This is a genomic window from Patulibacter americanus DSM 16676, assembly GCF_000420025.1.
In the GTDB taxonomy this organism is placed as follows: domain Bacteria; phylum Actinomycetota; class Thermoleophilia; order Solirubrobacterales; family Solirubrobacteraceae; genus Patulibacter; species Patulibacter americanus.
The window spans coordinates 161,909-185,207 of the sequence record NZ_ATUD01000007.1 but is presented as its reverse complement, the minus strand read 5'-3'; the positions used below and the strand labels follow the sequence as shown (position 1 = coordinate 185,207).

The 23,299-nt window shown below is 73.6% G+C and carries 20 protein-coding genes; 18 read left to right on the top strand and 2 right to left on the bottom strand.

Going from position 1 to position 23,299, the window contains the following annotated elements; genetic code table 11:
- Positions 1-24 precede the first annotated feature (24 nt).
- The 3 genes from F593_RS0113180 to F593_RS0113170 are packed head-to-tail and all read left to right on the top strand — an operon-like array spanning position 25 to position 4,437.
- Positions 25-2,454: a glycosyltransferase gene (locus F593_RS0113180; protein ID WP_022929223.1), complete on the top strand. Its 2,430-nt coding sequence runs from the start codon at positions 25-27 to the stop codon at positions 2,452-2,454.
- Positions 2,444-3,670, top strand: a complete 1,227-nt coding sequence (locus F593_RS0113175) for a glycosyltransferase (protein WP_022929222.1) — start codon at positions 2,444-2,446, stop codon at positions 3,668-3,670. Before F593_RS0113180 ends, F593_RS0113175 begins: the two co-directional genes overlap by 11 nt.
- A complete protein-coding gene (locus F593_RS0113170; protein ID WP_022929221.1) occupies positions 3,667-4,437 on the top strand; it encodes a DUF2334 domain-containing protein in 771 nt (256 codons plus the stop codon). Before F593_RS0113175 ends, F593_RS0113170 begins: the two co-directional genes overlap by 4 nt.
- 50 nt (positions 4,438-4,487) lie before the next feature.
- Here F593_RS0113170 and F593_RS25095 read toward each other — a convergent pair whose 3' ends face one another.
- Positions 4,488-5,129 (bottom strand): DUF47 domain-containing protein, encoded by a 642-nt coding sequence (locus tag F593_RS25095; RefSeq protein WP_022929220.1) that lies wholly within the window; start codon positions 5,127-5,129, stop codon positions 4,488-4,490.
- Between the two features lie 127 nt (positions 5,130-5,256).
- Between F593_RS25095 and F593_RS30370 the strand changes: the two genes are divergently transcribed.
- From F593_RS30370 to gpmI, 15 genes are all read left to right on the top strand, one after another.
- Positions 5,257-5,613 (top strand): winged helix-turn-helix domain-containing protein, encoded by a 357-nt coding sequence (locus F593_RS30370; RefSeq protein ID WP_051160529.1) that lies wholly within the window; start codon positions 5,257-5,259, stop codon positions 5,611-5,613.
- A gap of 133 nt (positions 5,614-5,746) precedes the next feature.
- On the top strand, positions 5,747-6,883 hold the full coding sequence (pstS, locus tag F593_RS25085) for a phosphate ABC transporter substrate-binding protein PstS (RefSeq protein WP_169449193.1): 1,137 nt from the start codon (positions 5,747-5,749) through the stop codon (positions 6,881-6,883).
- Between the two features lie 107 nt (positions 6,884-6,990).
- A complete protein-coding gene (gene pstC, locus F593_RS28400; RefSeq protein ID WP_022929218.1) occupies positions 6,991-8,985 on the top strand; it encodes a phosphate ABC transporter permease subunit PstC in 1,995 nt (664 codons plus the stop codon).
- A gap of 43 nt (positions 8,986-9,028) precedes the next feature.
- Positions 9,029-9,907, top strand: a complete 879-nt coding sequence (gene pstB / locus F593_RS0113145) for a phosphate ABC transporter ATP-binding protein PstB (protein WP_022929217.1) — start codon at positions 9,029-9,031, stop codon at positions 9,905-9,907.
- Positions 9,908-9,962: 55 nt separating this feature from the next.
- A complete protein-coding gene (gene phoU, locus F593_RS25075) occupies positions 9,963-10,787 on the top strand; it encodes a phosphate signaling complex protein PhoU (protein WP_022929216.1) in 825 nt (274 codons plus the stop codon).
- A gap of 205 nt (positions 10,788-10,992) precedes the next feature.
- Positions 10,993-11,883 carry a response regulator transcription factor gene (locus F593_RS28395; RefSeq protein ID WP_022929215.1) on the top strand — a complete coding sequence of 297 codons (891 nt, stop codon included), beginning with the start codon at positions 10,993-10,995 and terminating at the stop codon, positions 11,881-11,883.
- 50 nt (positions 11,884-11,933) lie between these two features.
- Positions 11,934-12,290, top strand: coding sequence for a hypothetical protein (locus F593_RS0113130; protein WP_022929214.1), 357 nt, complete (start codon positions 11,934-11,936; stop codon positions 12,288-12,290).
- A 122-nt stretch (positions 12,291-12,412) separates the two neighbouring features.
- Positions 12,413-12,766: a TadE/TadG family type IV pilus assembly protein gene (locus tag F593_RS25065; protein WP_022929213.1), complete on the top strand. Its 354-nt coding sequence runs from the start codon at positions 12,413-12,415 to the stop codon at positions 12,764-12,766.
- On the top strand, positions 12,763-13,116 hold the full coding sequence (locus tag F593_RS0113120) for a hypothetical protein (protein WP_028721664.1): 354 nt from the start codon (positions 12,763-12,765) through the stop codon (positions 13,114-13,116). Before F593_RS25065 ends, F593_RS0113120 begins: the two co-directional genes overlap by 4 nt.
- The gene (locus tag F593_RS28390; protein WP_051160527.1) at positions 13,113-15,275 is read left to right on the top strand and encodes a transglycosylase SLT domain-containing protein; all 2,163 of its coding nucleotides are present in this window, start codon (positions 13,113-13,115) and stop codon (positions 15,273-15,275) included. Before F593_RS0113120 ends, F593_RS28390 begins: the two co-directional genes overlap by 4 nt.
- A 172-nt stretch (positions 15,276-15,447) precedes the next feature.
- On the top strand, positions 15,448-17,385 hold the full coding sequence (uvrC, locus tag F593_RS25055; protein ID WP_022929211.1) for an excinuclease ABC subunit UvrC: 1,938 nt from the start codon (positions 15,448-15,450) through the stop codon (positions 17,383-17,385).
- Between the two features lie 203 nt (positions 17,386-17,588).
- Complete coding sequence (gene gap, locus F593_RS0113105) at positions 17,589-18,587, top strand: type I glyceraldehyde-3-phosphate dehydrogenase (RefSeq protein WP_022929210.1); 999 nt, start codon at positions 17,589-17,591, stop codon at positions 18,585-18,587.
- A 163-nt stretch (positions 18,588-18,750) separates the two neighbouring features.
- Positions 18,751-20,013, top strand: coding sequence for a phosphoglycerate kinase (locus F593_RS0113100; protein ID WP_022929209.1), 1,263 nt, complete (start codon positions 18,751-18,753; stop codon positions 20,011-20,013).
- Between the two features lie 115 nt (positions 20,014-20,128).
- Complete coding sequence (tpiA, locus tag F593_RS0113095) at positions 20,129-20,887, top strand: triose-phosphate isomerase (RefSeq protein ID WP_022929208.1); 759 nt, start codon at positions 20,129-20,131, stop codon at positions 20,885-20,887.
- A complete protein-coding gene (gene gpmI / locus F593_RS0113090) occupies positions 20,884-22,572 on the top strand; it encodes a 2,3-bisphosphoglycerate-independent phosphoglycerate mutase (protein WP_022929207.1) in 1,689 nt (562 codons plus the stop codon). Before tpiA ends, gpmI begins: the two co-directional genes overlap by 4 nt.
- A 112-nt stretch (positions 22,573-22,684) precedes the next feature.
- On the opposite strand, the gene wrbA is transcribed toward gpmI, so the two are convergent.
- On the bottom strand, positions 22,685-23,299 hold the full coding sequence (wrbA, locus tag F593_RS0113085; RefSeq protein WP_022929206.1) for an NAD(P)H:quinone oxidoreductase: 615 nt from the start codon (positions 23,297-23,299) through the stop codon (positions 22,685-22,687).

The following is a 23,299-nucleotide window of genomic DNA, read 5'->3' as shown; positions in this document are numbered from 1 at the left end:
GGTCGGAGCGCACGCTGCACAGGTATGAGCACCAACCCAGGCAGCTCCGTCGACGTCCCGCCCGCGCTCTCGCGGTGCGACCTCCATGTCCACTCGACCGCGTCCGAGTTCTCCAAGCTCGGCGTGCAGCGCTCCGTCGGCATGCCGGAGTGCGCCACGCCGCCGGAGGAGGTCTACGAGCTCGCGAAGCGCCGCGGCATGGACTTCGTGACGATCACCGACCACGACACCATCGCCGGCGCGCTGCAGATCGCCGACCGGCCGGACGTGTTCGTCGGCGAGGAGCTGACGGCCTGGTTCCGCGGCGAGCCGCAGGCCGTCCACGTGCTCTGCCTGGGCATCAACCAGGACGACCACGACTGGCTGCAGGCGCACAACTACGACGTCGAGCTGTGCGCCGAGTACATGCACCAGCGCGAGATCACGACGGCTCTGGCGCACCCCTTCTACTCCGTCGAGGCCCCGCTCACGGCCCGGCACCGCCGCCGGCTGGCCGAGCTGTTCCCGATCTGGGAGGTCCGCAACGGCTCCCGCGCCCGCGAGCTCAACGCCCCGGCCGCGACGTTCATCGACGTCAGCGGCGGCACGGGCATCGGCGGGACGGACGACCACGCCGGCGTCGACATCGGTCGCACGTTCACCGAGACGCCGCTGGCCTACACGCCGGCGGAGTACCTGGCCCACATCCGCGCCGGCCGCGCCGTCGCGAAGGGCAGCCAGGGCGGGGCCGCCAAGTGGGCGCACGCCGCGATGGGCATCGCGATCCGCTCCCTCGGCGTCGACCCGCGCGGCGAGGCCGAGCCCGAGGCCCCCGCCGAGCGCCCGCGGCCCGAGGCGATCGTGAAGATCGTCGGCAGCGTCATGAGCGACGGCGACGTCCGTCGCGGCCCGGAGGACGACGACCTGTCGCCCGACGACGCCCGGCTGCTGCTGCGCGCCTGGCTCGACGCCGTCGGCCTCGAGCGCTCGAGCGCCCGCGAGCTGCTCGCGATGTTCCAGGAGGACGACTTCGACCACCGCGACCTCTTCCGTCGTGCCCGCGCCGCCCACGAGCGCAAGCTCGGCGCGGTCATCGACGAGGTCCTGGTGGCCGCCGGCGAGATGGGCGCGGGGGAGGACCCCGACCTCGCCGCGATCGGCGGGCGCCTGCTCGACGCCCTGCTGCCGGCGATCCCCTACATGCCCGCGGCGGCGTTCCTCGGCCGCGAGCGCCGCAAGCTCAAGACCCGGCTCGACGGCGAGCTGCCGCGCGTCGCGCTCGTCGCGGACGGCATCGGCGGCATGCACGGCGTGACCCACACGCTCAACACGATCCGCGAGCGCGGCGTGCCGGGCTACGAGGTCGAGGTCATCGGCACCGACCTGAACGTCGACCGGCGGATCCCCGCGGTGCGCGAGGTCGACATCCCCTTCTACGACGGCCTGCAGGTCGGCGTGCCGAGCCTCCCCGCGCTCGTGGAGCAGATCGCGGAGGGCCGCTACGACGTGGTCCACCTCTGCTCGCCGGGTCCGGCGGGGATCGTCGCGGCCGCCCTGGCGAAGATGCTCGGGATCCCGGTGCTCGGCAGCTACCACACGGAGCTGGCCACCTACACGGGACTGCGTTCCACGGACTCGCGGCTCGAGACCTACGCGAGCATGGTGCTCGCCACCTTCTACGGGCAGGCCGACGTCGTCCTGACGCCGAGCCCGCAGAGCGACGAGGCACTGGGCGCCCTCGGGATCCCCGCCGACCGCATCGGCCGGTGGGACCGCGGCGTCGACATCTCGCGCTTCCGCCCCGCCCGCCGGAGCGCCGAGGCGGCCGCGCGCCTCTTCGGTCCCGCCGTCGAGGACCGGATCCACGTGCTCTACGCCGGCCGGCTGACACAGGAGAAGGGCGTCGAGCTGCTGGCCGACGCGTTCCTCGCCGCACGGGAGCGCGACCCGCGCCTGCACCTCGTGCTCGCCGGCGGCGGACCCGAGGAGGAGCTGCTGCGCGAGCGGCTCGGGACGCACGCCACCTTCCTGGGTTGGCTCTCCGGCGACGCACTGGCCGACGCCTACGCGAACGCCGACGTCTTCCTCTTCGCCAGCTCCACCGACACGTTCGGTCAGGTGCTGCTCGAGGCCCAGGCCTCCGGGCTGCCCGTGGTCGCGGTCGACGAGGGCGGACCGCGCTCGCTGATCGCCGACGGCGTCTCGGGCCTCCTGCGCCCCGCCGACGCCGGCGCGCTGGCCGGCGCGGTCGTCGCGCTGGCGGCCGATCCGGCCCTCCGCGCCCGGCTCGCCGCGGGCGGGCTCGAGAGCGTGCAGGACCGCACCTGGGACGCGGCCATGGGCCGGCTCGCGACGGGCTACGGCCGCGCGCTGTCCGCCGGCACCCTCCGCGCCGCCCGCCGCGACGCCGAGGCCGAGGCCGCCCGCGAGGCCGTCCGCCCGGCGGGCCCCGCCGGGACGGCGCGTGTCGCCTGAGGGCGCGACGCTCGCCCCCGGACGGGACGGTCCCCGGGCCGGGCGCGAGCCCGGTGCGGGCCCGACGCCCGGGGGCGAGCCCGCCCTCGGGAGCCGCACGCCCGCCGCGGGCCGCCCGAGCGGCCTGCGGGTCGTCGACGTGACCCTCTGGTACGGCGCGCGCAGCGGTGGCATCAAGACCTATCTCGACGCGAAGCGTCGCCACGTCGCGCTCACCGGCGCGTTCGACCACCACGTCGTCGTGCCCGGCCGCGAGACGACGGAGCGCGACGGGCTCCACACCGTCCGGGGCGTCAAGGTCACCCGCAACGACTACCGGATCCCGCCCGGCGGCCGGGGCCTGCGCCGTGCGCTCGAGCGGATCCGCCCCGACGTCGTGCTGCTGCACGACCCGTACTGGACCCCGCGCGCCGCGATCGCCGAGGCGCACGTCCACGGCGCCGCGGTCGTCGCGGTCCACCACGGCTCCGTGGCGCTGGCGGCAGCGGGCATGCCCGGTCCGGACGGCCCCTGGGCCCGCGGGTTCCGGGCCTGGATGACGCACGCCTACCGCGACGTCGACGCCGTGATGTCCGTCATCGACCCCGGCCCGTGCAGTGGCCGCGCGGCCGACCTGCCGCTGCGCCTGGGCCTCGACCCGGCGTTCCGCCCGCAGGCCGGCGTGCGTCGCGGCGACCACGTCCTCTACGTCGGACGGCTGTCCCGTGCGAAGGGCCTGCCCGAGCTGCTCGAGGCGGCCCGGCGCGCGCTCGAGCCGTGGCGGCTGGACATCGTCGGCGACGGCCCGTGGCGGCAGGGCCTGCCGCGCGAGATCGCGGCACTGGGACTGCAGGACCGCGTCCGCCTGCTGCCCTACGTCGCCGACCGCGCCGAGCTGGCACGGCGCTACGCCGCGGCCTCGTGCGTGGTGATGCCGGGGCCCAACGAGACCTTCGGGCTGGTCGGGCTCGAGGCCGCGGCCTCCGGCGCCCGCGTCGTGACGACCTCGGGCGCCCCCGCCGCCGCGGCGATCGGCGGGCTGGGGGAGACCTTCCCGGTCGGAGACCCCGTGGCGCTCGGCCAGGCCATCGGCCGGGCCCGGCGGGCGCCCCTCGACCTGCGGGCCGCCGCGCGCCTGGCCGACGCCCACGCCTGGCCGGTCCTCTTCGACGCCGAGCAGCGCGACCTCACGGCGCTCTGCGCCCGGGTCCGTGCCGGGGGAGCACGCCGCTCGTGAGCCCGGCGGTGCCCTCCACCGTCGTCCTGCCCGCCCCGCCGGCGGCCACGGCACGCGGCACCCTGGCCGTGACGATCCACGAGATCGAGCCGGCTACGTGGGAGCGGTGCGCGCTCCTGCGCGAATGGCTGGCCGACCACGGCGTCGCCCGCGCGACGCTGCTCGTGGTGCCCGCCCCCGACCTGCACCCCTTCGACCGACGCTGCCCCGACCTGCAGGCCTGGCTCGAGGAGCGCATCGCCGACGGCGACGAGGTCGCCCAGCACGGGCTCCTGCACCGCCGCACGAGGCCGGGCCACGCGCGTCGCCACGGCGCGGGACGGACGCTCCGCGACGCCGCGGAGTTCGTCGGGCTGGACCCGGCGGAGACCGCACGCGCGCTGGACGCGGGACGCAAGATCCTGGCCGACGCGGGCATCGTCGCCCACGGATTCGTGGCCCCCGGGTTCGCGTACACCCCGGCCCTGCACGAGGCGCTGCGCTCGCGCTACTCCTGGTGGGCGACGGCGGAGGGCCTGCACCGCACCTCCGCGCCGCGGCCCGTGCGCTCCCACGCCATCGGCCGGGGCGCGACCGACCCGATGCGCCGTGCGGCCTCGCCGTTCCTCGTCCGGACCGCCTCGCGCATCGCGGGCGGCGGGCCGGTGCGGCTCGAGCTGCGGCCGGGCGACGTCGACCACCCGCGCTCCATCGCGGCAGCGCAGGCGGTGCTGCGTCGCCACGCCCACCGTCGGGCCGTGACGTGCGGGCAGCTCGCGGCGGTCTGACCGCCACCCGCGCCGTGCCCGATGGGCCGGCCCGCGGCCGACCGCCCGCCTCAGCGGGCGCGCTTGAGGACGATGCCCTCGAGGTTGTGGGCGACCGTCTCGCAGGAGTCGATCGCGTTCTCGAGCGCGCCGTAGATGTCCTTCCAGCGGATCACGAAGAGCGGGTCGACGCCCTCCGCGAACAGCGACGCGATCGCGTCGCGGCTGATGCGGTCGCCGTCGTTCTCGAGCCGGTGGATCTCGACGAGGTAGGGCGAGAGGTCCTTGCCCGCGCAGAGCGCGTCGAGCGCCAGGCCGACCTGGTCCCCGGCGAGCACGAGGATCTCGGCCAGCTGCGTGGCCTGGTCCGTCGGAGCCTCGACCCGGTAGACGGCCATCATGTCGCCGGCCGCCTCCGCGTCGTCGACGACGTCGTCCAGCGCCGTGGCGAGCCGGTAGCCGTCGTCGATGTCGAACGGGCGGGCGCCCTTCGCGTCGACGGCGCGGCTGAGCCGGTGGATGAGGTCGTGGGCGATCCGGTCGCCCTCGCGCTCGCAGCTGACGAGCTCGCGCAGCAGCCCGGCGTCGTCGGGGTAGTCGCGTACGAGGTCGCGCAGCACGATCGTCGAGCGGCGGATGGTCCGGCCGTACTCGCCGAGGAGGTCGTGCAGCGGGCCGTCCGCGGTCGCGGCGGCGCGGAAGAAGTCCGGCATCGCGGTCCAAGCTACCGCCTGGGACCCCCGTGCAGACGGGGGATTCACCGTTGTTCACGTGCCTTTCACAGGCGGTTCACCGCTCGGTAACGAGCGCGGGCCGCCCGCACAGCAGACTCGTCCATCGATGAGCACCCCGACCGAGGCCCCGCAGTCGGCGACGCCCGGGGAAGACCCGATCCGCATCGCCCAGGTCGAGATCCGGCCGACGGAGGGACTGGCCGTCGTGGCCGGTCGCGCCGTCCCGCTCTCGGTCCGCGAGTTCGAGCTGCTCTCCGCACTCGCCTCGCGGTCCGGCCACGTCGTCGCCCGGGAGGAGCTGTTCTCCTCCGTCTGGGGCGGCCCGCTGCGCCGGGGCGACCGGTCGATCGACGTCTACGTCCACAAGGTCCGCCAGAAGCTCGAGGCGGCCTCGCCGGGGTGGCACTTCATCCACACGCATATCGGGTTCGGCTACCGGTTCTCCCCTGAACCAGCCCATTGATCACGCGCCCTGCACGCGATCGATACCGGACTTTCACACGCAGTTCACACCGAAGCCACAGCCAGGTAACAGGATGAGCAGCACGCGCTGCCAGCCTGCCCTGCGCCACGTTCTGAGCAATCAAGGAGACCACGTGCGCACTCGTACGTTCGCCGCGTTCGGCGCTTCCGCCGTCCTCGCCATGGGAGTCGCAGCTTGCGGCTCCGACGACAACACCGACAGCACCACGACGGCCGCCAGCGGCAGCACCGCTGCTGAGAGCAGCACGGCGTCGTTCTCCGGCAGCATCACCGCCGGTGGCTCCACGTTCGCCAAGCCCGTCTACGACACCTGGGGCTCCAAGCTCAAGGACAAGGGCCTCACCTTCAACTTCGCCGGCACGGGCTCCGGCGCCGGCATCGCCGGCGTGACGGACGGGACGCTGGACTTCGGCGGCACCGACTCCGCCATGGACGACGAGGAGCTCGCCGCCGCCAAGAAGGGCAAGGCCGGCGACGTCGTCCACGTCCCGACGTTCTTCGGCGCCGTCACGGCCGCCTACAACCTCAAGGGTGTCGAGACGGGCCTGAAGCTCGACGGCGAGACGCTCGCCAACATCTTCCTGGGCAAGGTCAAGACCTGGAACGACCCGTCGATCGCCTCGCAGAACGAGGGCGTCGAGCTCCCGGACGAGAAGATCACCGTCGTCCACCGCTCGGACGAGTCCGGCACGACGAAGGCGTTCCTGTCGTACCTCGGTGCCTACTCCAAGGAGTGGGAGGAGGGCCCGGGCGTCGACAAGTCCGTCAAGTGGCCGACCGGCACCGGCGCCAAGGGCAACGACGGCGTCGCCGCGCAGATCAAGCAGACGGCCGGCTCCATCGGCTACGTCGAGCAGGCCTACGCGCTGCAGAACGACTTCACGTACGCCTCCCTGAAGAACAAGGAAGGCAACTACGTCGAGCCGACGCTCGAGTCCGTCTCGGCCGCCGGTGACTCGGCCGAGGTCCCCGAGGACCTGCGCTTCTCCATCGGTGACGCCCCGGGCGCCCAGACGTACCCGGACGCCTCCGCGACGTTCATCGTCGTGCCGAAGGACCTCTGCAAGGCCGGCAAGTCCGAGACCGTCGCGAAGGACGTGAAGAACTTCCTCATGTACGGCCTGACCACGGGCCAGGAGGAGGCGAAGCAGCTCGCCTACGCGCCGCTCCCCGAGAGCATCCTCGCCAAGTCGAAGGCCGCCGTCGAGGCCCTCGAGTGCAACGGGTCGCCGATCGCCGCCACCCGCTGAGCCCACGAGCACCCGCTCGTAGCACCGTCCGGCCCCGGCGCACCCGCGCCGGGGCCGGACGCGCAGTGACCCGTCCGAATCCGCCACAGCAGAGACCAGACACCACCATGGCAACCAGTCCCGCCGCAGCAGCCGATCCCGGTGCCCGCCTGCGCGACCACCTCGCGCGGACGAAGACCGGCAGCTGGCTAGATCCGTGGGTCAAGGGCGGCCTGACCGCGCTTGCGGGTCTGATCTTCGTCCTGCTCGTCTACTTCCTCTTCAAGCTGGGTCTCGAGGCGGAGCCCGTCTTCAGCGCCTACGGGCTCTGGGACTTCGTCGCCAAGGTCGACTGGCTCCCGTCGCAGGACACCTACGGCGCCGGCGCCCTCGTCGCCGGCACGGCCATCACGTCGGCCATCGCGCTGATCATCGGCGTGCCGATCGCCGTCGCGACCGCGCTCTTCGTCACCGAGCTCGCGCCGGCCCGCTTCCGCGGCCTGATCTCCGGCACGCTCGAGCTGCTCGCCGCCGTCCCGTCCGTCGTCTACGGCCTCTGGGGCTTCCTGTTCCTCGCTCCGCGGATCAAGGGTGCGGAGCAGTGGGTCGCCGACACCTTCTCGTTCATCCCCTTCATCGGGGGCGACGTCTCGGCCGCGAACTACTTCATCACCGGCCTGATCCTGGCGATCATGATCATCCCGATCGTCTCCGCGATCTCCCGCGAGGTCATGGCCACGGTGCCCGCCGACCAGAAGGAGGCGGCCCTCGCCCTCGGCGCCACGCGCTGGGAGATGATCCGCACGGCCGTCCTCCCGTACTCGCGCGCCGGCATCGTCGGCGGCTCCATGCTGGGCCTGGGCCGCGCGCTCGGCGAGACGATCGCGGTCGCCATCCTCATCGGTGGCGCGACCGCCGGCGTCGGCGACTCCATCTTCTCGCAGGGCTCCACGCTCGCCTCGGTCATCGCCCTGGAGTTCCAGGAGGCCACGGCCAGCCCGGAGCACCGCGCCGCCCTGATCGGCGCCGGCCTGCTGCTGTTCGCGGTCACGCTCTTCATCAACGCGATCGCCCGTGCCTACATCTCGCGGTCGGAGAGCCGCCTCGAGCGCGCCCAGCGCGACGCCGCCCGCGCCTCCGAGGCCGCGGGCCGGGGCGACCTCCCCAAGACGGGCCGCCGCGGCGTCTTCTCCTGGATCCCGCGCCCCGAGCTCGTCACGTCGCTCAAGGGCCGCAAGCGCGTCGACAAGTTCGCCCGCGGCTCCGTCGGCGCCCTCACGGCGCTGGCCCTGCTCCCGCTCGCCCTGCTGCTCGCCTTCCTGATCATCCGGGGTGGCGGCGCGATCTCCTGGAGCTTCTTCACCACGGACCCGACCGGCGCGGCCGGCGCGGTCTCGAACGCCAGCCGCTTCCTGGGTGAGGAGGCCGCGCCCGCGGCGACGAACGACCTCGGCGGCATCCGCTCGGCGATCCTCGGCACCCTCGAGGTGGTCGGCCTCGCCGCCGCCGTCGTGGTGCCGATCGGTATCGCCGTGGCGGTGTACCTGGTGGAGTACGGTCAGGGCACCTGGTTCGGCAGCTTCGTCCGCTACCTCGTGGACGTCATGACGGGCGTCCCGTCCGTCGTCTTCGGCCTCTTCGTCTACATCTCGCTCGTGGTGAGCCAGGTGGGTGGGGTGCCGTTCGCCGGCTGGAAGGCCTCCGTCGCCCTTGGCCTGCTGATGCTGCCGATCGTCATCAACTCCTCGCTCCCCGTGCTGCGCCTCGTCCCCGCGTCGCTGCGCGAGGCCGCGCTCGCCCTCGGCGTGCCGCGCTGGAAGGTCATCCTGCGCATCGTCCTGCCGACGGCCCTCCCGGGCCTCGTCACCGGCGCGCTGCTGGCGATCGCCCGCGCCGCCGGCGAGACCGCGCCGATCATCTTCACGGCCGGTGTCGCCACCGCGCTGGCCGGCGACCCGAACGGGCCGCTGAACACCCTTCCCGCCCAGATCTACGCGGACGTCACGGCGTCCTCGTCAGCCCAGCACGACCGTGCGTGGGGCGCCGCCCTCACGCTCGTCGTCCTGATCCTCCTGCTCAGCCTCGTGGCCCGCCTCGCGCAGCGCCGCAGCCGGCTCTCGTAGCAGCCAACCGTCCGTGTCCTCGCAGAGCCCCGCAGGTGACCCCATGAACGCCCCGAACCGCACGTACGACTCCACCGACGCCCCGAGCGACGTCTCCCCGACCCAGCACCCGGACGCGCACCTCGGCGAGCGGGGCACCGGCACGCCGGCGCCCGCCACCAAGGCCAAGGGTCACGAGGTCGCCCTCCGCGGCGTGAAGTCGTTCTACGGCGACAACATGGCGGTCAAGGGCGTCGACCTCGACTTCCACGCCAACCAGGTCACCGCGATGATCGGGCCGTCGGGCTGCGGCAAGTCGACGCTCCTGCGCTCCATCAACCGCATGCACGAGGAGATCCCGGGCGCCCGCGTGGAGGGCGAGATCCTCCTGGACGGCGTCGACATCAACGCCGCCGACACCGACGTCGTGGCGATCCGCCGCATGGTCGGCATGATCTTCCAGCGGCCGAACCCGTTCCCGACGATGTCGATCCGCGAGAACGTCGCGGCCGGCCTCAAGTTCAACAAGATCAAGGACGTCAACCACGACGAGCGCGTCGAGTGGGCGCTCCGCGGCGCGGGCCTGTGGGACGAGGTCAAGGACCGCCTGAACGCCCCGGGCGTCGGCCTCTCCGGCGGTCAGCAGCAGCGGCTCTGCATCGCGCGCACGATCGCGATCAAGCCCGACGTGATCCTCATGGACGAGCCCTGCTCGGCGCTCGACCCGATCGCGACGCTGAAGGTCGAGGAGCTGATCCAGGAGCTCAAGGAGGAGTTCACGATCGTCCTCGTCACGCACAACATGCAGCAGGCGGCCCGCGTCGGCGACCGCACCGCGTTCATGTACCTGGGCGACCTCGTCGAGGTCGACGAGACGAACAAGATCTTCACCAACCCCTCGGACTCCCGCACGGAGGAGTACGTGTCGGGCAAGTTCTCCTAGGGTTCGGGCGGAACGGACGAGGGTAGGGTCATCCGGTGATCCGGAGGACGACCAGGTGACCACGCGCTCGCAATACCGCGCCGAGCTGCAGAACCTCGAGCGCACCGCGCTCGGGGCGCTCGACCTCATCGTGCAGCAGGTCGAGCGGGTCACGGAGGCCCTGGAGCAGCAGGACGTCGAGCTCGGCACCTTCGTCATCGCCGACGACGACCGCGTCGACGGCCGCTACCTCGAGGTCAACCAGGGCGTCCTCTCGCTCTTCGCCCTCCAGGCGCCCGTCGCGGGGGATCTGCGGCTCGTGGCGTCGCTGCTGCACGTGGCGAAGCACTTCGAGCGCATGGGCGACCAGTGCGTGAACATCGCCAAGCTCATCCCGCTGACGGGCAACGACCCGCCGCGCCGGCGCGAGGTGCTCGAGCCGATCCTGCGGATGGGCGTGCTCGCCCGCGACGAGGTCGTCCAGGCCCGGCAGGCGCTCGGCCTGCGCGACGTCGACCTGGCGCTCGACATCGTCCGCCGCGACCAGGAGCTCAACGAGCTCAACCGCGAGGTCTTCCGCCTGGCCATCCAGCTCGGCGACGACATCGACACCCGCGAGTGGCTGATGACCATGACCATGGTCGCCCGCGCCTTCGAGCGGATCGGCGACAACGCCGTCGACATCGGCGAGCAGGTCGCGTTCGTGGTCGAGGGGGCGTTCCCCGAGTTCGGTGACCGCACGGCGCGGCTGGCCCGCGCCCAGGCGCAGGCCGCCGAGATCTCGTCCCCCGGCCCCCCGCCGGGGCCGATCGATGGTCCCGCGGCGCCGGGCGACGATGCGACGGGCGAGGGTGGCGGCCCGAACCGGCCGTCGGACGACCCGCCCCAGCCCGCGGCGTAGGGTTCGCGGAGCCGAGACGCGCTGTCTCAGGGGCTCCGCCAGATGGCAGGTCAGGCCGCCGAGGGCGATACGGCGTAGAGGTTCGGTGGCCACTGGGAATGCGGGTCCCGGGGCTTCCCTACCGGGGGTCACGACTTGTGAAGAGGTTGTGTCCGGCGGCAGGAACGCCGGTTGGCCGTCCGAACGCCCTCTACACTCCCTCGGGATGCAGGAGCTCACGTCCGCCCCGGCACCAGATGGCGCCGCGGCCTCCGCTTCGGGATCGTCGGCAGCGCGCACGCTCCGCGTCGCGCTGATCGACAACGACAGCGGCTTTCTCCACGTCCTCGGCAAGCGCTTCGAGCGCGCCGGCTGGCAGCAGCGGGTGCTCGCGAGCCCCGTGCCCGTCGAGGATCTCGTCGCCATGCGCCTCAGTGCGCTCGTGGTCGACGTCGCTGTGCTCGGGCCGCAGGCCTGGGAGTACCTCGAGAAGGTCGCGACCCGCATGCCGGGTCTCGGCATCATCGTCTGCACCGGCCAGTCCAGCGTCGCCCAGCGCGTCCGCGGCCTGCGTCTCGGCGCCGACGACTGGGTCTCGAAGCCCTGTCACCCCGACGAGCTGATGGCCCGCATCGAGGCCGTCGCCCGCCGGCGCCGTCGCGTCGAGCCGCAGGAGGAGAAGGGCCCGCGCGTCACCGGCGAGCTCGAGATCCGCGGCGACCAGTTCCAGGCCTTCGTCTCCGGCCGCTCCGCCGAGCTCACGAAGCGCGAGTTCGAGCTCATCGATCTGCTCGCCACGGCCGAGGGCCGCGTCCTGGAGCGCGAGGAGATCTACCAGCGCGTCTGGGGCTACGCCATGGCCCGCGGCGACCGCTCCGTCGACGTCTTCGTCCGCAAGCTGCGCCAGAAGCTCGACAAGGCTTCGCCGGGCTGGCGCTACATCCACACGCACTTCGGTGTCGGCTACCGGTTCGCCCCCGAGCCCGCCGACGTCGTCGCCGAGCCCGAGCGTCCCGCCGGCCGTCTCCGCACGCCGGAGGAGCTCCTCGCCGAGGACCGCTCCGTCGTGTCCGAGGCCGAGCTCGAAGCCGCCTTCGCCGAGCGCGTCACGGGCTGACGTCCGTCCGTGCCGGCGGCCTCGAGCCCCCGGCGCGGTACCCTGACGGGGTGACCAGGGGAGCGCGCACCGCGCTGATCGTCGTCGCCCTCGCGGCGATCGTGTATGCCGTGCCCAGCGGCGGCGAGGGCGCGGATGCGGTGAGCAACACGCTCAGCGTCGTCTTCCTCGCTGCGTTCGTCCTCATCGGCGTGCGCATCTACCGCGAGACGCGCGGCCGCATCGACCTGCTGGGTGACGCCCACCGGCTGATGCTGTTCGGCGCGATCGGCCTCATCGTGGTCGCGCTCGCGGCCCGCCCGCAGCTCGTCGGCAGTGGCCCGGGCACGCTGCTCTTCGTGGTCCTGCTGGCGATGCCCGTGCTCATGCTGTGGGCCGTCTGGCAGCGGTTCCGCGACTACGCCTGAGGGCGGTTCGCGGCCGTCGTCGGCCCGGCGACGGTAGGGCGCACAGTTTCGTAGCGGCCTCGCCACGGCCGCGACGCTGACCGGGTCTGGTTCGGTCACGCCGTCCCCGGGAGGGTGGAGACATGTCCGCCCCACCCGCTCCGCCGCCCGCCGCGCCGTCTGCGGGCCAGGCGTCCGTCGAGCTCGTGGCGCTCCTGCCGCTGCTCGCGATCCTGCTGCTCGGCCTGCTCCAGGCCACGCTCGCCGGGTACGCCGCGTGGTCGGCGAGCACCGCCGCGCGCGCGGGCGCCCGGGCGGCCGCGGTCGGGAAGGATCCGGCGGCCGCGGTGCGCCGTGCCGCCCCGATCGGCGGGGCGCGGGCAACCCTGCGGCGCGACGGCGACACGCTCCGCGTGCGCCTGCCGATCCCGTCCGTGCTGCCCGCGGTCGCGCTCGGCACGGTCGGCGGCGTCGCGCACCTGGAGGCCCAGCGGTGAGCGGCGGGGGGTGGAGCGGCGGCGAGCGCGGCCAGGCGTCGGTCGAGACGGTCGCGCTGGCTCCGATCGTCGGTGCGCTCGTGATCGCGCTGGTCGTCGCGCTCCAGGCGCACCGGGCGGGCGAGGCCGCCGGCCTGGCCAGCCATGCGGCGGCCCTGGCGGCGATGCAGGGGCGCGACGTCGAGGACGCGGCCCGTGCCGCCGTCCCCGACGTGGGCCGGGAGCGCCTGCGGATCCGCGTCGACGGCGCGCAGATCGTCGTACGCGTCCGGGCGAGCGGGCCGCGCAGCCTCGTCGCGCCGTTCGACGCCGAGCGCACCGTCGTCGCGCGGCGGGAGGACGACCGATGAGCTCGGGGCGGTGGGGACTGCTGCTGCGGCCGGAGGCGGACGTGGACGAGCCGCCGGACGGCGGGACCGCGGAGGCGCAGGACGGCCTGCTCGAGCGGTCGAAGGGGCAGCTCGGCGGCGAGCGGCGGCGTCGTGATCGCGCACGCGACCGGCTGCTCGACGACGACGACCGTCGCGGGAGTGAGCGTGATCGCGAGCCGCGCACCCGCCGCGAGCTGCGCACCGATCGCGAGCCGCGCACCGGCCGCGAGTCCCGAGCCGGTCGTGGGCGCCGCGGGCGGCAGGCCGGCTCGACGGGCGGATCGCGTGCGGCGCTCGCCGCTTCGACGTCGGCGGCCACGATCGTCCTGGCGCCGGCCGACCGCGCGGTGCTCGCCGCCGCGGCGGTCGCCGCGGCTCTGCCGCGGTCGCCCCGCGCCGTGCCGGTGCTGGCGTCCTGGGACCCGCAGGCCGCAGAGGGCACGGAGGGGGAGGCGTCGAGCACCGCCGCGGCACGTCGCGGGGGCACGGACGCCGAGGCCTGCGGCGTGCGCGCGCACGCCGTGGGGCGCACCGTCCGGGTGACCTTGCCGGCCGACGACGTGGAGGCCGTGGCGGCGCTCGAACGCCTGGAGGCCGCGCCCGGCCTGGCGCCCGTCGTGCTCGTGGTCTCTGGCGCGTGGGGGCCGCCGTTCCTCAGGCCGATCGAGCGGGCGGGACGCGTCTACGCCGATGGCGCGCCTGCCACGGTGGCAGCCTGCGAGCGGACGCTGGCCCGGCACGGTGTGGCCGTCGCAGCGGTGCCCCGGCCGACGGGACCCGTGGCGCGGGCGCTGCTGCGCGCCGGCTGGCTGAGCCGCGCGACCGTCGCGGGTCGTCCTCCCTCGGAGGGGCCTGCCGCGGGGGAGAGGGGTCAGGCGCTGATGGTGGTGCTGCTCGGTTTGACGGTAGCCCTGATGCTGGCGGTGGTGCTCGGCGGCGTCGCGTCGGCGATGGGTGGCCGCGAGGAGCGCCAGCGGGCGATCGACGTCGCAGCGCTGGCCGCGGCGGACCGGATGCGTACGGACTGGCCGCGGCGTGCCGGAGCGCCGGCCGGTTTGAGCCTCGACGCCTACCGGGGGCGCGCCGAGGCCGCCGCCCGACGCGCCGCGCGGGCCAACGGGCTGGAAGGGATCGCGGTCAGCTTCCCGGACCTGGAGGAGGACGCGGCCGGGCCGCTCGCCGTCCGGGTCGAGGCGGAGGGGAGCGTGCAGGTCGCCGGCGTCGCCCTGGGGACGACTGTCCGCGCGACGGCCGAGCTCTCCCCGCCGGCGCTGCCGCTCGACGACACGCCTACGGGCGACGAGTACCGCGGGCCCTTCGCCGTTCGGGACGGCAAGCCGATGCGGCCGGACGTCGCCATCGCCTACGACCGGATGGACCGCGCGGCCACGAAGGCGGGGCACCCCCTGACCGTGACCAGCGGCTATCGCTCCAACGCCGAGCAGGCCAAGCTGTTTGCGGCCCACCCGGACCCGAAGTGGGTGGCCCGGCCCGGCACGAGCCTGCACCGGATGGGCACCGAGCTCGACCTGGGGCCACCCGCGGCGTACGGCTGGCTTGCCGCGAACTCCATGCGCTTCGGGTTCAAGAAGCGGTACTCGTGGGAGCCGTGGCATTTCGGCTACGTCCGCGACACCGGCTCGAGCCACGTCGCGGAGCAGGACCGCAACCCCGACGCGCCGGCGCAGTCCGGGGCGATCCCGCCGTGGGTGCCCGAGCGGTTCCGCGACACGATCCGGGCGGCGAGCATCCGCTTCAAGGTCTCGGCCGCACTGCTCTCCGCGCAGCTCAAGCAGGAGTCGGGGTTCGACCCGGGCGCCCGCTCGGGCGCCGGCGCCCAGGGGATCGCGCAGTTCATGCCGGCCACCGCGCGGTCCGTCGGGCTGGCGAACCCGTTCGACCCCGACCAGGCGATCCCGGCGCAGGCGAAGCTGATGGCGGCGCACCTGCGGCAGTTCGGCTCGGTGCCGCTGGCGCTTGCCGCCTACAACGCGGGACCGGGTGCGGTGGGGTCGTGCAACTGCGTGCCGCCGTACCCCGAGACCCGTCACTACGTCGCCACGATCATCGCGCTCATGAAGGGCTACGACCCCTCGGGCGGGCTGGCCGACGCGCTCGCCATCCGGTTGACCGCGTGAGCGGTCCGGTGAACGCCGTGGAGCGCCCCGCTCCCGGGATGCGCGTTCCGGGCCGCTGCGCCGCCGACGCGACGGCGGGGACGGGGTACGCGCACGGCCGCGGTCGCCGGGTGTCCGCGGGGGCGACCCGGGCGCGGCGGGCCGCGGGGCCGGGCGTCGTATCCTCGATGGAATGGCAGCACGCCCCACGGACCCGGGGCGCGTCGAGCGGCTCAAGGTGCAGCGACGCGCCCTGCCCGACGGGCCCGGGGTCTACCTCTTCCGGGACCGCAACGGCACGGTCATCTACGTCGGTAAGGCGATCTCGATCCGCAAGCGGGTCGCCAACCACTTCGCGAACTCCGTCACGCGCGGAGCGGTGGAGATGGTCGACGTGATCGACGACATCGAGTTCGTGCTCGTGTCGAGCGAGACCGAGGCGCTGCTCGTCGAGAACGGGTTCATCAAGCAGTACCAGCCGCAGTTCAACATCCGGCTGCGGGACGACAAGTCCTACCCGTACATCTGCGTCACGCTCTCCGAGGACTACCCGCGGGTCTACGCGACGCGCGAGAAGCACCGGCCGGGCTACCGCTACTTCGGGCCGTACTCCAACGCCAAGCGCGTGCGCAACACGCTCGACCTGCTCGGCCGGCTGTTCCAGTACCGCACCTGCCGCGGGATCGAGCCCGGGCGGCGCTCCGGCTCGCCGTGCCTCGACTACCACATCGAACGGTGCACGGCCCCCTGCGTCGACTTCGTCTCGAAGGCGGAGTACCGGGACTCGATCGACGGCGTGATGGCGTTCCTCGCGGGCCGCTACCGCGAGATCGAGGGCGCGATCGAGACCCGGATGAAGGAGGCGGCCGAGGAGCAGGACTACGAGCGGGCCGCCCGCGAGCGGGACCGGCTGCAGTCCGTGCGCTCGCTGCTCGAGCGCCAGCGCGTCACGGGCGACTCCATCGGCTCGCTCGACGCGATCGCCGTGACGGTCGACGGTGACGACGCGAACGCCCAGGTGTTCCAGGTCCGCGACGGCTCCCTGGTCGACCGCCAGTCGTTCTATCTCTCCGGCGTGGCTGGCGAGGCGACGGCCGGCCGGGCGGCCGGGGGAGAGGACGGGGTGGACGAGGACGCGGTGATCGCCGAGGTCCTCGAGCAGTTCCTCCTGCGGTACTACACCGGGGCGGTCGTCCCACCCGTGGTGCTCGTGCCCGACGCGGTCACCCAGCACGAGGCGCTCTCGAACGCGCTCGGCGAGGTGCGCGGCAAGCGGGTCGACGTCGCCACCCCGCAGCGCGGCGACCGGCGGCGCATCCTGGACATGGCGATGCGCAACGCCGAGCTCGCCCTGGGCCAGGAGCGCCTGAAGGCCGAGCGCAGCCGCGAGCAGCGCGCCGGCGCGCTGAACGACCTGCAGGCGGCGCTGGGGCTCGATCGCCTGCCGATGCGGGTCGAGTGCTACGACATCTCGCACCTCATGGGCAGCGAGACGGTCGCGTCGATGGTGGTGCTCGAGGGTGGGATGCCCGCGAAGGACCAGTACCGGCGGTTCGTCATCCGCGACCTCGACGAGGGCACGCCGGACGACTTCCGCAGCATGAACGAGGTGCTCCGCCGCCGGATGGCGCAGTGGACCCGGCAGCAGGAGAAGGGGATGAACGAGCCCAACCGCGACGCCTCGTTCGCCGCGCTGCCCGATCTCATCGTCATCGACGGCGGCAAGGGCCAGCTGTCCGCCGGCATCGGGGCGCTCGAGGGGTTCGTCGAGCGCGGGGTGGCGGTCGTCTCGCTGGCCAAGCGGATCGAGGAGGTCTTCCTGCCCGGGAAGAGCCAGCCCGTGATCCTCGGGCACGACACGCCGGGACTGCAGATGCTCCAGCGCGCCCGCGACGAGGCGCACCGGTTCGCCATCACCCACCACCGCGGCCGGCGCGACAAGAAGCTCACGGCTTCGGTCCTCGACGACCTGCCCGGGGTCGGGCCGGCCCGTCGAAAGGCGCTGATCCAGCACTTCGGCTCGCCCGAGGGCGTCGTCAACGCCAGCCGCGACGAGCTCGAGGCGACGCCCGGGCTCCCCGGCAAGCTGGCCCGCGAGATCTACGGGCAGCTGCACCGCGGCGGGTCCTGAGCGGGGGACGGGGGCGAGGGTTCGAGCTGCTGGCCACCGGCCGCTTCGGGCGCACCCCGCCGGTCGTCCCGCGCGCGCCCGCGTGACGGCGCTCTCACGGCGCGCTCCTATAGCCTCAGGGCTCCCGGAACCCGCCGCTGCGACGGCGGGAACCGCGCCTGCCACCGGGCAACGCACCTCGACTCGATCTGAAGGACGGCTCCATGACCGTACGCGTCGGCATCAACGGCTTCGGCCGCATTGGCCGCAACGTCTTCCGCGCCGCGAAGGCGTCGGGCGCCGACATCGAGTTCGTGGCGGTCAACGACCTCACGGACCCGAAGACGCTCGCCCACCTCATCAAGTACGACTCGATCCTCGGGCCGTACCAGGGCACCGTCGAGGCCACGGAGAACGGCCTGATCGTCGACGGGAACGAGATCAGGGTCTTCGCCGAGCGCGAGCCCGGCAACATCGACTGGGCGTCCGTCGGCGCGCAGGTCGTCGTCGAGTCGACCGGCTTCTTCACGGACGCAGAGAAGGCCAAGGCGCACCTGAAGGGCGACGTCTCGAAGGTCATCATCTCCGCCCCGGCGAAGAACGAGGACATCACGCTGGTCCTGGGCGTCAACGACGACCAGTACGACAAGGCGCAGCACCACGTCATCTCGAACGCGTCCTGCACGACGAACTGCCTCGCGCCGTTCGCCAAGGTCGTCAACGACACCGTCGGCATCAAGCACGGCCTGATGACGACGATCCACGCCTACACGGGCGACCAGCGCCTGCTCGACGCGCCGCACGCCGACCTGCGCCGCGCCCGCTCCGCCGCCACGAACCTCGTGCCGACGTCGACCGGCGCCGCCAAGGCCGTGTCCCTCGTGCTGCCCGAGCTGAAGGGCAAGCTCAACGGCTTCGCCATCCGCTACCCCGCTCCGACCGGCTCCGTCGTCGACCTCACGTTCGAGGCCGAGCGCGAGACGACCGCCGACGAGGTCAACGCCGCGCTCAAGGCCGCGGCCGACGGCCCGATGGCCGGCATCCTGAAGTACACGGAGGACCCGATCGTCTCCTCCGACATCGTCACGGACCCGCACTCGTCCATCGTCGACGGCCTGCTGACGTCGGTCATCGACGGCACGATGGTCAAGGTCGTCTCCTGGTACGACAACGAGTGGGGCTACTCCAACCGCGTCGTCGACCTCGTCGGCCGCGTCCTGTAGGACCCGCAGCGCCCCGCAGTCCCGTCGCCGCACCGCGGTGACGAGACCGGGGCGACGCCGCCCGCCCGGCGGCGGCGTAGGCAGGCGCTGCCCCACGGCGGCGGCACCGCAGCACCCCCGCAGCACCGAAGACCCGTCCACACCCCGAGGAGACCGCCCTCCGATGAGCACCGATTCCGCATCGACCACCGGAGGACGGGCGCCGATCGCCACCCTCGACGGCCTGGCCGTCGCCGGCAAGCGCGTCTTCGTGCGCGTGGACTTCAACGTCCCGCTCGCCGGGGAGCCGCCGGCCGACTCGAACGCCCCGCACGAGGCGATCACGGACGACACGCGCATCCGCGCCGCCGTCCCGACGCTCCGCCGCCTGCTCGACGAGGGCGCGGCCCTCGTGCTCGCCGCCCACCTCGGCCGGCCGAAGGGCGTCGACCCGGACCTCTCCCTGGCACCCGTCGCCGCGCGGCTGATGCAGCTGCTCGAGGAGTCGGTGACGCTGGCCCCGGCCGTCGTGGGGGACGAGGTCACCGCCGCGGCCGCGGCGCTCGAGCCCGGCACGAAGGACCGCCGGATCCTGATGCTCGAGAACGTCCGCTACGAGGCGGGCGAGACGAAGAACGACGAGACGCTGGCGAAGGCCTACGCCGCGCTCTGCGACGGCATCTTCGTCAACGACGCGTTCGGCGCGGCGCACCGCGCCCACGCCTCGACCGAGGGCGTCGCCCGTCAGGTCGAGCACAAGGCCGCCGGGCTGCTGCTGCAGGGCGAGGTCGAGACGCTCGAGGGCATCCTGGCCGACCCGGGCCGCCCGCTAGTAGCGATCGTCGGCGGCGCGAAGGTGACCGACAAGATCGGCGTCATCGACGCGTTCCTCGACCGCGCCGACACGATCCTCATCGGCGGCGCCATGGCGTTCCCGTTCTTCAAGGCCCAGGGCCACGACATCGGCAGCTCGCTGTGCGAGGACGAGGGCGTCGAGCCCGCCGCCCGCGCCCTGCGCGACGCCGAGCTCAAGGGCTGCCGCCTGCTGCTCCCGAGCGATCTGTCCCTCGGGCGCGAGTTCTCGCCCGACACCGAGCAGCGCGACCTCGACGGCGTCGACACGCCCGACGGCTGGATGGGCCTCGACATCGGCCCGAAGACCGCGCAGGCGTACCGCGAGGAGATCCTCTCGGCCGGCTCCGTTTTCTGGAACGGCCCGATGGGCGCGTTCGAGCTCGAGCCGTTCGCCGCGGGCACCCGCACGGTCGCGGAGGCGGTCGCCGAGACGAACGCCACCACGGTCGTCGGCGGCGGCGACAGCGCCGCGGCGCTGCAGCAGTTCGGCCTGGGCGACCAGGTCACCCACCTCTCCACGGGCGGCGGCGCGTCGCTCGAGCTCATCGAGGGCAAGACGCTCCCCGGCGTCGAGGTCCTCCGCGCCCCCTGAGCCGGCGGGCGCGTCGCGCCCGCCGGCCCCGCCGCTCTCCCTTCCACGCGGCGCACACGCGGGGGAGGGGCGGCACCCCGATCACCCCACACCCCAACTCCCCGAGGTTCTCGCGATGTCCCGCACCCCGTTCGTGGCCGGCAACTGGAAGATGCACAAGACGATCGCCGAGGCCGAGGAGTTCATCACGGGGCTCCTGCCGCTCGCCGGCGCGATCGACGACGTCCAGATCGGCGTCTGCGTGCCCTTCACGGCGATCCAGGCCGTCGTCGACTCGACGCGCGGCTCGTCCATCGAGGTCTACGCGCAGAACGTCCACGCGGCCGAGAAGGGCGCCTACACGGGCGAGATCTCGATCGCGATGCTCGACGAGCTCGAGGTCCACGGCGTCGTCGTCGGGCACTCCGAGCGCCGTCAGCTCTTCAACGAGACCGACGCCGACCTGCGCGCGAAGGTCCCCGCCCTGCTCGCCGCCGGCCTGACCCCGATCTTCTGCGTCGGCGAGACGGACGCGCAGCGCGAGGGCGACGAGACCGAGGCCGTCCTGCGGACCCAGGTGACCGAGGGCCTCGCCGACGTCGCGGACGAGGACCTCGCAAAGGTCACGATCGCCTACGAGCCGGTGTGGGCCATCGGCACGGGCAAGGTCGCCTCGCCCCAGCAGGCGCAGGACGCCTGCGCGTTCATCCGCTCCCTCGTCGCGGACCGCTCCGCCGCGGCCGCCGAGGCCGTCCGCATCCAGTACGGCGGCTCCGTCAAGCCGGACAACGCCCAGGAGCTCCTGGCGCTTCCCGACGTCGACGGTGCGCTGGTCGGCGGCGCGGCGCTCGAGCCGCAGAACTTCGCGGCGATCGTGCAGGCGGCGCGCGCATGAGCCCCGCCCCGTCCGTCGCGCTGATCATCCTGGACGGCTTCGGGCTGGCCCCCGACGGACCGGGCAACGCGGTCAGCCTGGCGAACACCCCCACGTTCGACGGTCTGTGGGAGCGCTACCCGCACGCGCAGCTCATCGCGTGCGGCCCGGCGGTCGGCCTGCCGGAGGGCCAGATGGGCAACTCCGAGGTCGGCCACCTGAATCTCGGCGCCGGCTCGATCGTCAAGCAGGACCTCGTCCGCATCGACGAGGCCGTGAGGACCGGCACGATCGCCGCGACCGAGGCGATCCGCCTGGCGCTCACGGGCGACGCGCCCGCGGGCGACGGCACGGCCGACGGGGGCCAGGGCGGCGATCCGTTCGGCGGCGAAGGCGGGGAGCAGGGCGACGCGAGCACCACGGGCTCCGCCGGCGAGGTCCCGCAGCGCGCCTCGGCCACCGACCCGCGCGCCGGCCGTCGCGTGCACCTCATCGGCCTCGTCTCGGACGGCGGCGTGCACTCCTCGATGGAGCACCTGCACGCGCTGATCCGCGCGGGCATCGACCAGGGCGTCTCCGACCTCGTGATCCACGCGTTCACGGACGGTCGCGACACGCTGCCGCACGGCGGCGAGGGCTACCTGCGGACGGTCGAGGAGTGGGCCGCGGACGCGTCGACGGACGCCACGACGGTGCGCGTCGGCTCGGTCGTCGGCCGCTACTTCGCGATGGACCGCGACCAGCGCTGGGACCGCGTGCAGCAGGCGTTCGACCTGCTCGTCCACGGCAAGGGGCAGCACCACGCGGAGACGGCCGTCCAGGCCGTGAAGGACGCCTACGCGCGCGACGAGACGGACGAGTTCGTCGCCGCGACGACCGTCGGGGAGGAGGCCACGATCCGCCGCGGCGACGCCGTGATCGTCACGAACTTCCGCCCCGACCGCGTCCGCGAGATCACCCGCGCGCTCGCCGAGCCGGGCTTCGCCGAGGTCGACCGGGGCACGCCGGACGGCGCCCCCGTGGTGGCCGTCGACGACTACGTCTGCATGACGACGTACAAGGCCGACTGGCCCTACCCCGTCGCGTTCCCGCCGCGGCTGCCCGAGATCACGCTCGCCGACGTCATCGAGCGCACCGGCGGCGCCCAGGTCCACGTGGCCGAGACGGAGAAGTACCCGCACGTCACGTACTTCTTCAACGGGGGGATCGAGAACGAGCACCGCGAGGAGTACCGCGACGTGGTGCCCAGCCCGCGCGACGTCGCCACCTACGACCAGAAGCCGGAGATGTCGGCGCGGGCGGCGGCCGACGCGTTCGTGCGGCTCTGGGGCGAGCGCAGCCCGACGTTCGGGATCATCAACTTCGCCAACCCCGACATGGTCGGGCACACGGGGTCGATCCCCGCGGCGATCCAGGCGATCGAGTTCGTCGACGGCTGCCTCGCCGACGTCGTGCGCACCGTGACGGAGAGCGGCGGGGTCTGCCTCGTCACCGCCGACCACGGCAACGCGGACCACATGCTCGAGCCGGACGGGTCGCCGAACACGGCGCACTCGCTCAATCCGGTGCCCTTCGTCGTCACCCGCGAGGGCCTGACGCTCCGCGACGAGGGCATCCTCGCCGACGTCGCCCCGACCGTCCTGGACCTGCTCGGCATCGAGCAGCCCGCGGCGATGACGGGCGAGTCGATGATCCGCGGGGCATAGGGGCGCCGCGGGACCACGGAGGCTCCGACCGTCGGGTCGCGGCCGATCGTGGGGGCCGGCCGTCCCCGCCCGTCCGGCGCGTGGCCGGACGGCAGGTGGCCTTGGGCCGCGCTCAGCCGCGCAGCGGGCCCAGCAGCTCGGCCACCCGGGCGACGCGGGAGCCCTGGTAGCGGGCCGCGGCCTGGACGTCGTCCGGGAGCGGCTCGCCCGCGGACTGCCCGGCCGGGTAGCCGATGCCGTACGGGTTGCCGCCGGCGCTGTAGGGATCGTCGCTCGTGTAGCCCGTGGGCACGACGATGGCGCCCCAGTGGGCGAACACGTTGTGCAGGGTGAGGATCGTCGACTCGTTGCCGCCGTGGGCGTTCGAGGCGGAGACGAAGGCGGTGGCCGCCTTGTTCGCGAGCTGGCCCGTGGCCCACTGCGGGCCGAGCGTGTCGATCAGCTGCTTGAGCTGCGCCGACGGCGTGCCGAAGCGCGTGGGGGTGCCGAGCGCGTAGCCGTCGGCCCACACGAAGTCGTCCGCCGTCGCCTCCGGGACGTCCTGTGTGGCGTCGATGTGCGCCTTCCAGGCGGGGTTGGACTCGATCGCGGCCTGCGGCGCGAGCTCGTGCGCCTTGCGCAGGCGCACCTCGGCACCGGTGGACTCGGCGCCGGCGGCGACGGCCTGCGCGAGCTGGTGGACGTTGCCGGTCGACGAGTAGTAGGCGACCAGGATCTTCGTGCTCAT

Coding starts and splice junctions, on each gene's coding strand:
- F593_RS0113180 (WP_022929223.1), top strand. CDS start 25: ATGAGCACCAACCCAGGCAGCTCCGTCGACGTCCCGCCCGCGCTCTCG.
- F593_RS25095 (WP_022929220.1), bottom strand. CDS start 5,129: ATGCCGGACTTCTTCCGCGCCGCCGCGACCGCGGACGGCCCGCTGCAC.
- F593_RS30370 (WP_051160529.1), top strand. CDS start 5,257: ATGAGCACCCCGACCGAGGCCCCGCAGTCGGCGACGCCCGGGGAAGAC.
- pstC (WP_022929218.1), top strand. CDS start 6,991: ATGGCAACCAGTCCCGCCGCAGCAGCCGATCCCGGTGCCCGCCTGCGC.
- pstB (WP_022929217.1), top strand. CDS start 9,029: ATGAACGCCCCGAACCGCACGTACGACTCCACCGACGCCCCGAGCGAC.
- F593_RS28395 (WP_022929215.1), top strand. CDS start 10,993: ATGCAGGAGCTCACGTCCGCCCCGGCACCAGATGGCGCCGCGGCCTCC.
- F593_RS25065 (WP_022929213.1), top strand. CDS start 12,413: ATGTCCGCCCCACCCGCTCCGCCGCCCGCCGCGCCGTCTGCGGGCCAG.
- F593_RS28390 (WP_051160527.1), top strand. CDS start 13,113: ATGAGCTCGGGGCGGTGGGGACTGCTGCTGCGGCCGGAGGCGGACGTG.
- uvrC (WP_022929211.1), top strand. CDS start 15,448: ATGGCAGCACGCCCCACGGACCCGGGGCGCGTCGAGCGGCTCAAGGTG.
- gap (WP_022929210.1), top strand. CDS start 17,589: ATGACCGTACGCGTCGGCATCAACGGCTTCGGCCGCATTGGCCGCAAC.
- F593_RS0113100 (WP_022929209.1), top strand. CDS start 18,751: ATGAGCACCGATTCCGCATCGACCACCGGAGGACGGGCGCCGATCGCC.
- tpiA (WP_022929208.1), top strand. CDS start 20,129: ATGTCCCGCACCCCGTTCGTGGCCGGCAACTGGAAGATGCACAAGACG.
- gpmI (WP_022929207.1), top strand. CDS start 20,884: ATGAGCCCCGCCCCGTCCGTCGCGCTGATCATCCTGGACGGCTTCGGG.
- wrbA (WP_022929206.1), bottom strand. CDS start 23,299: ATGAGCACGAAGATCCTGGTCGCCTACTACTCGTCGACCGGCAACGTC.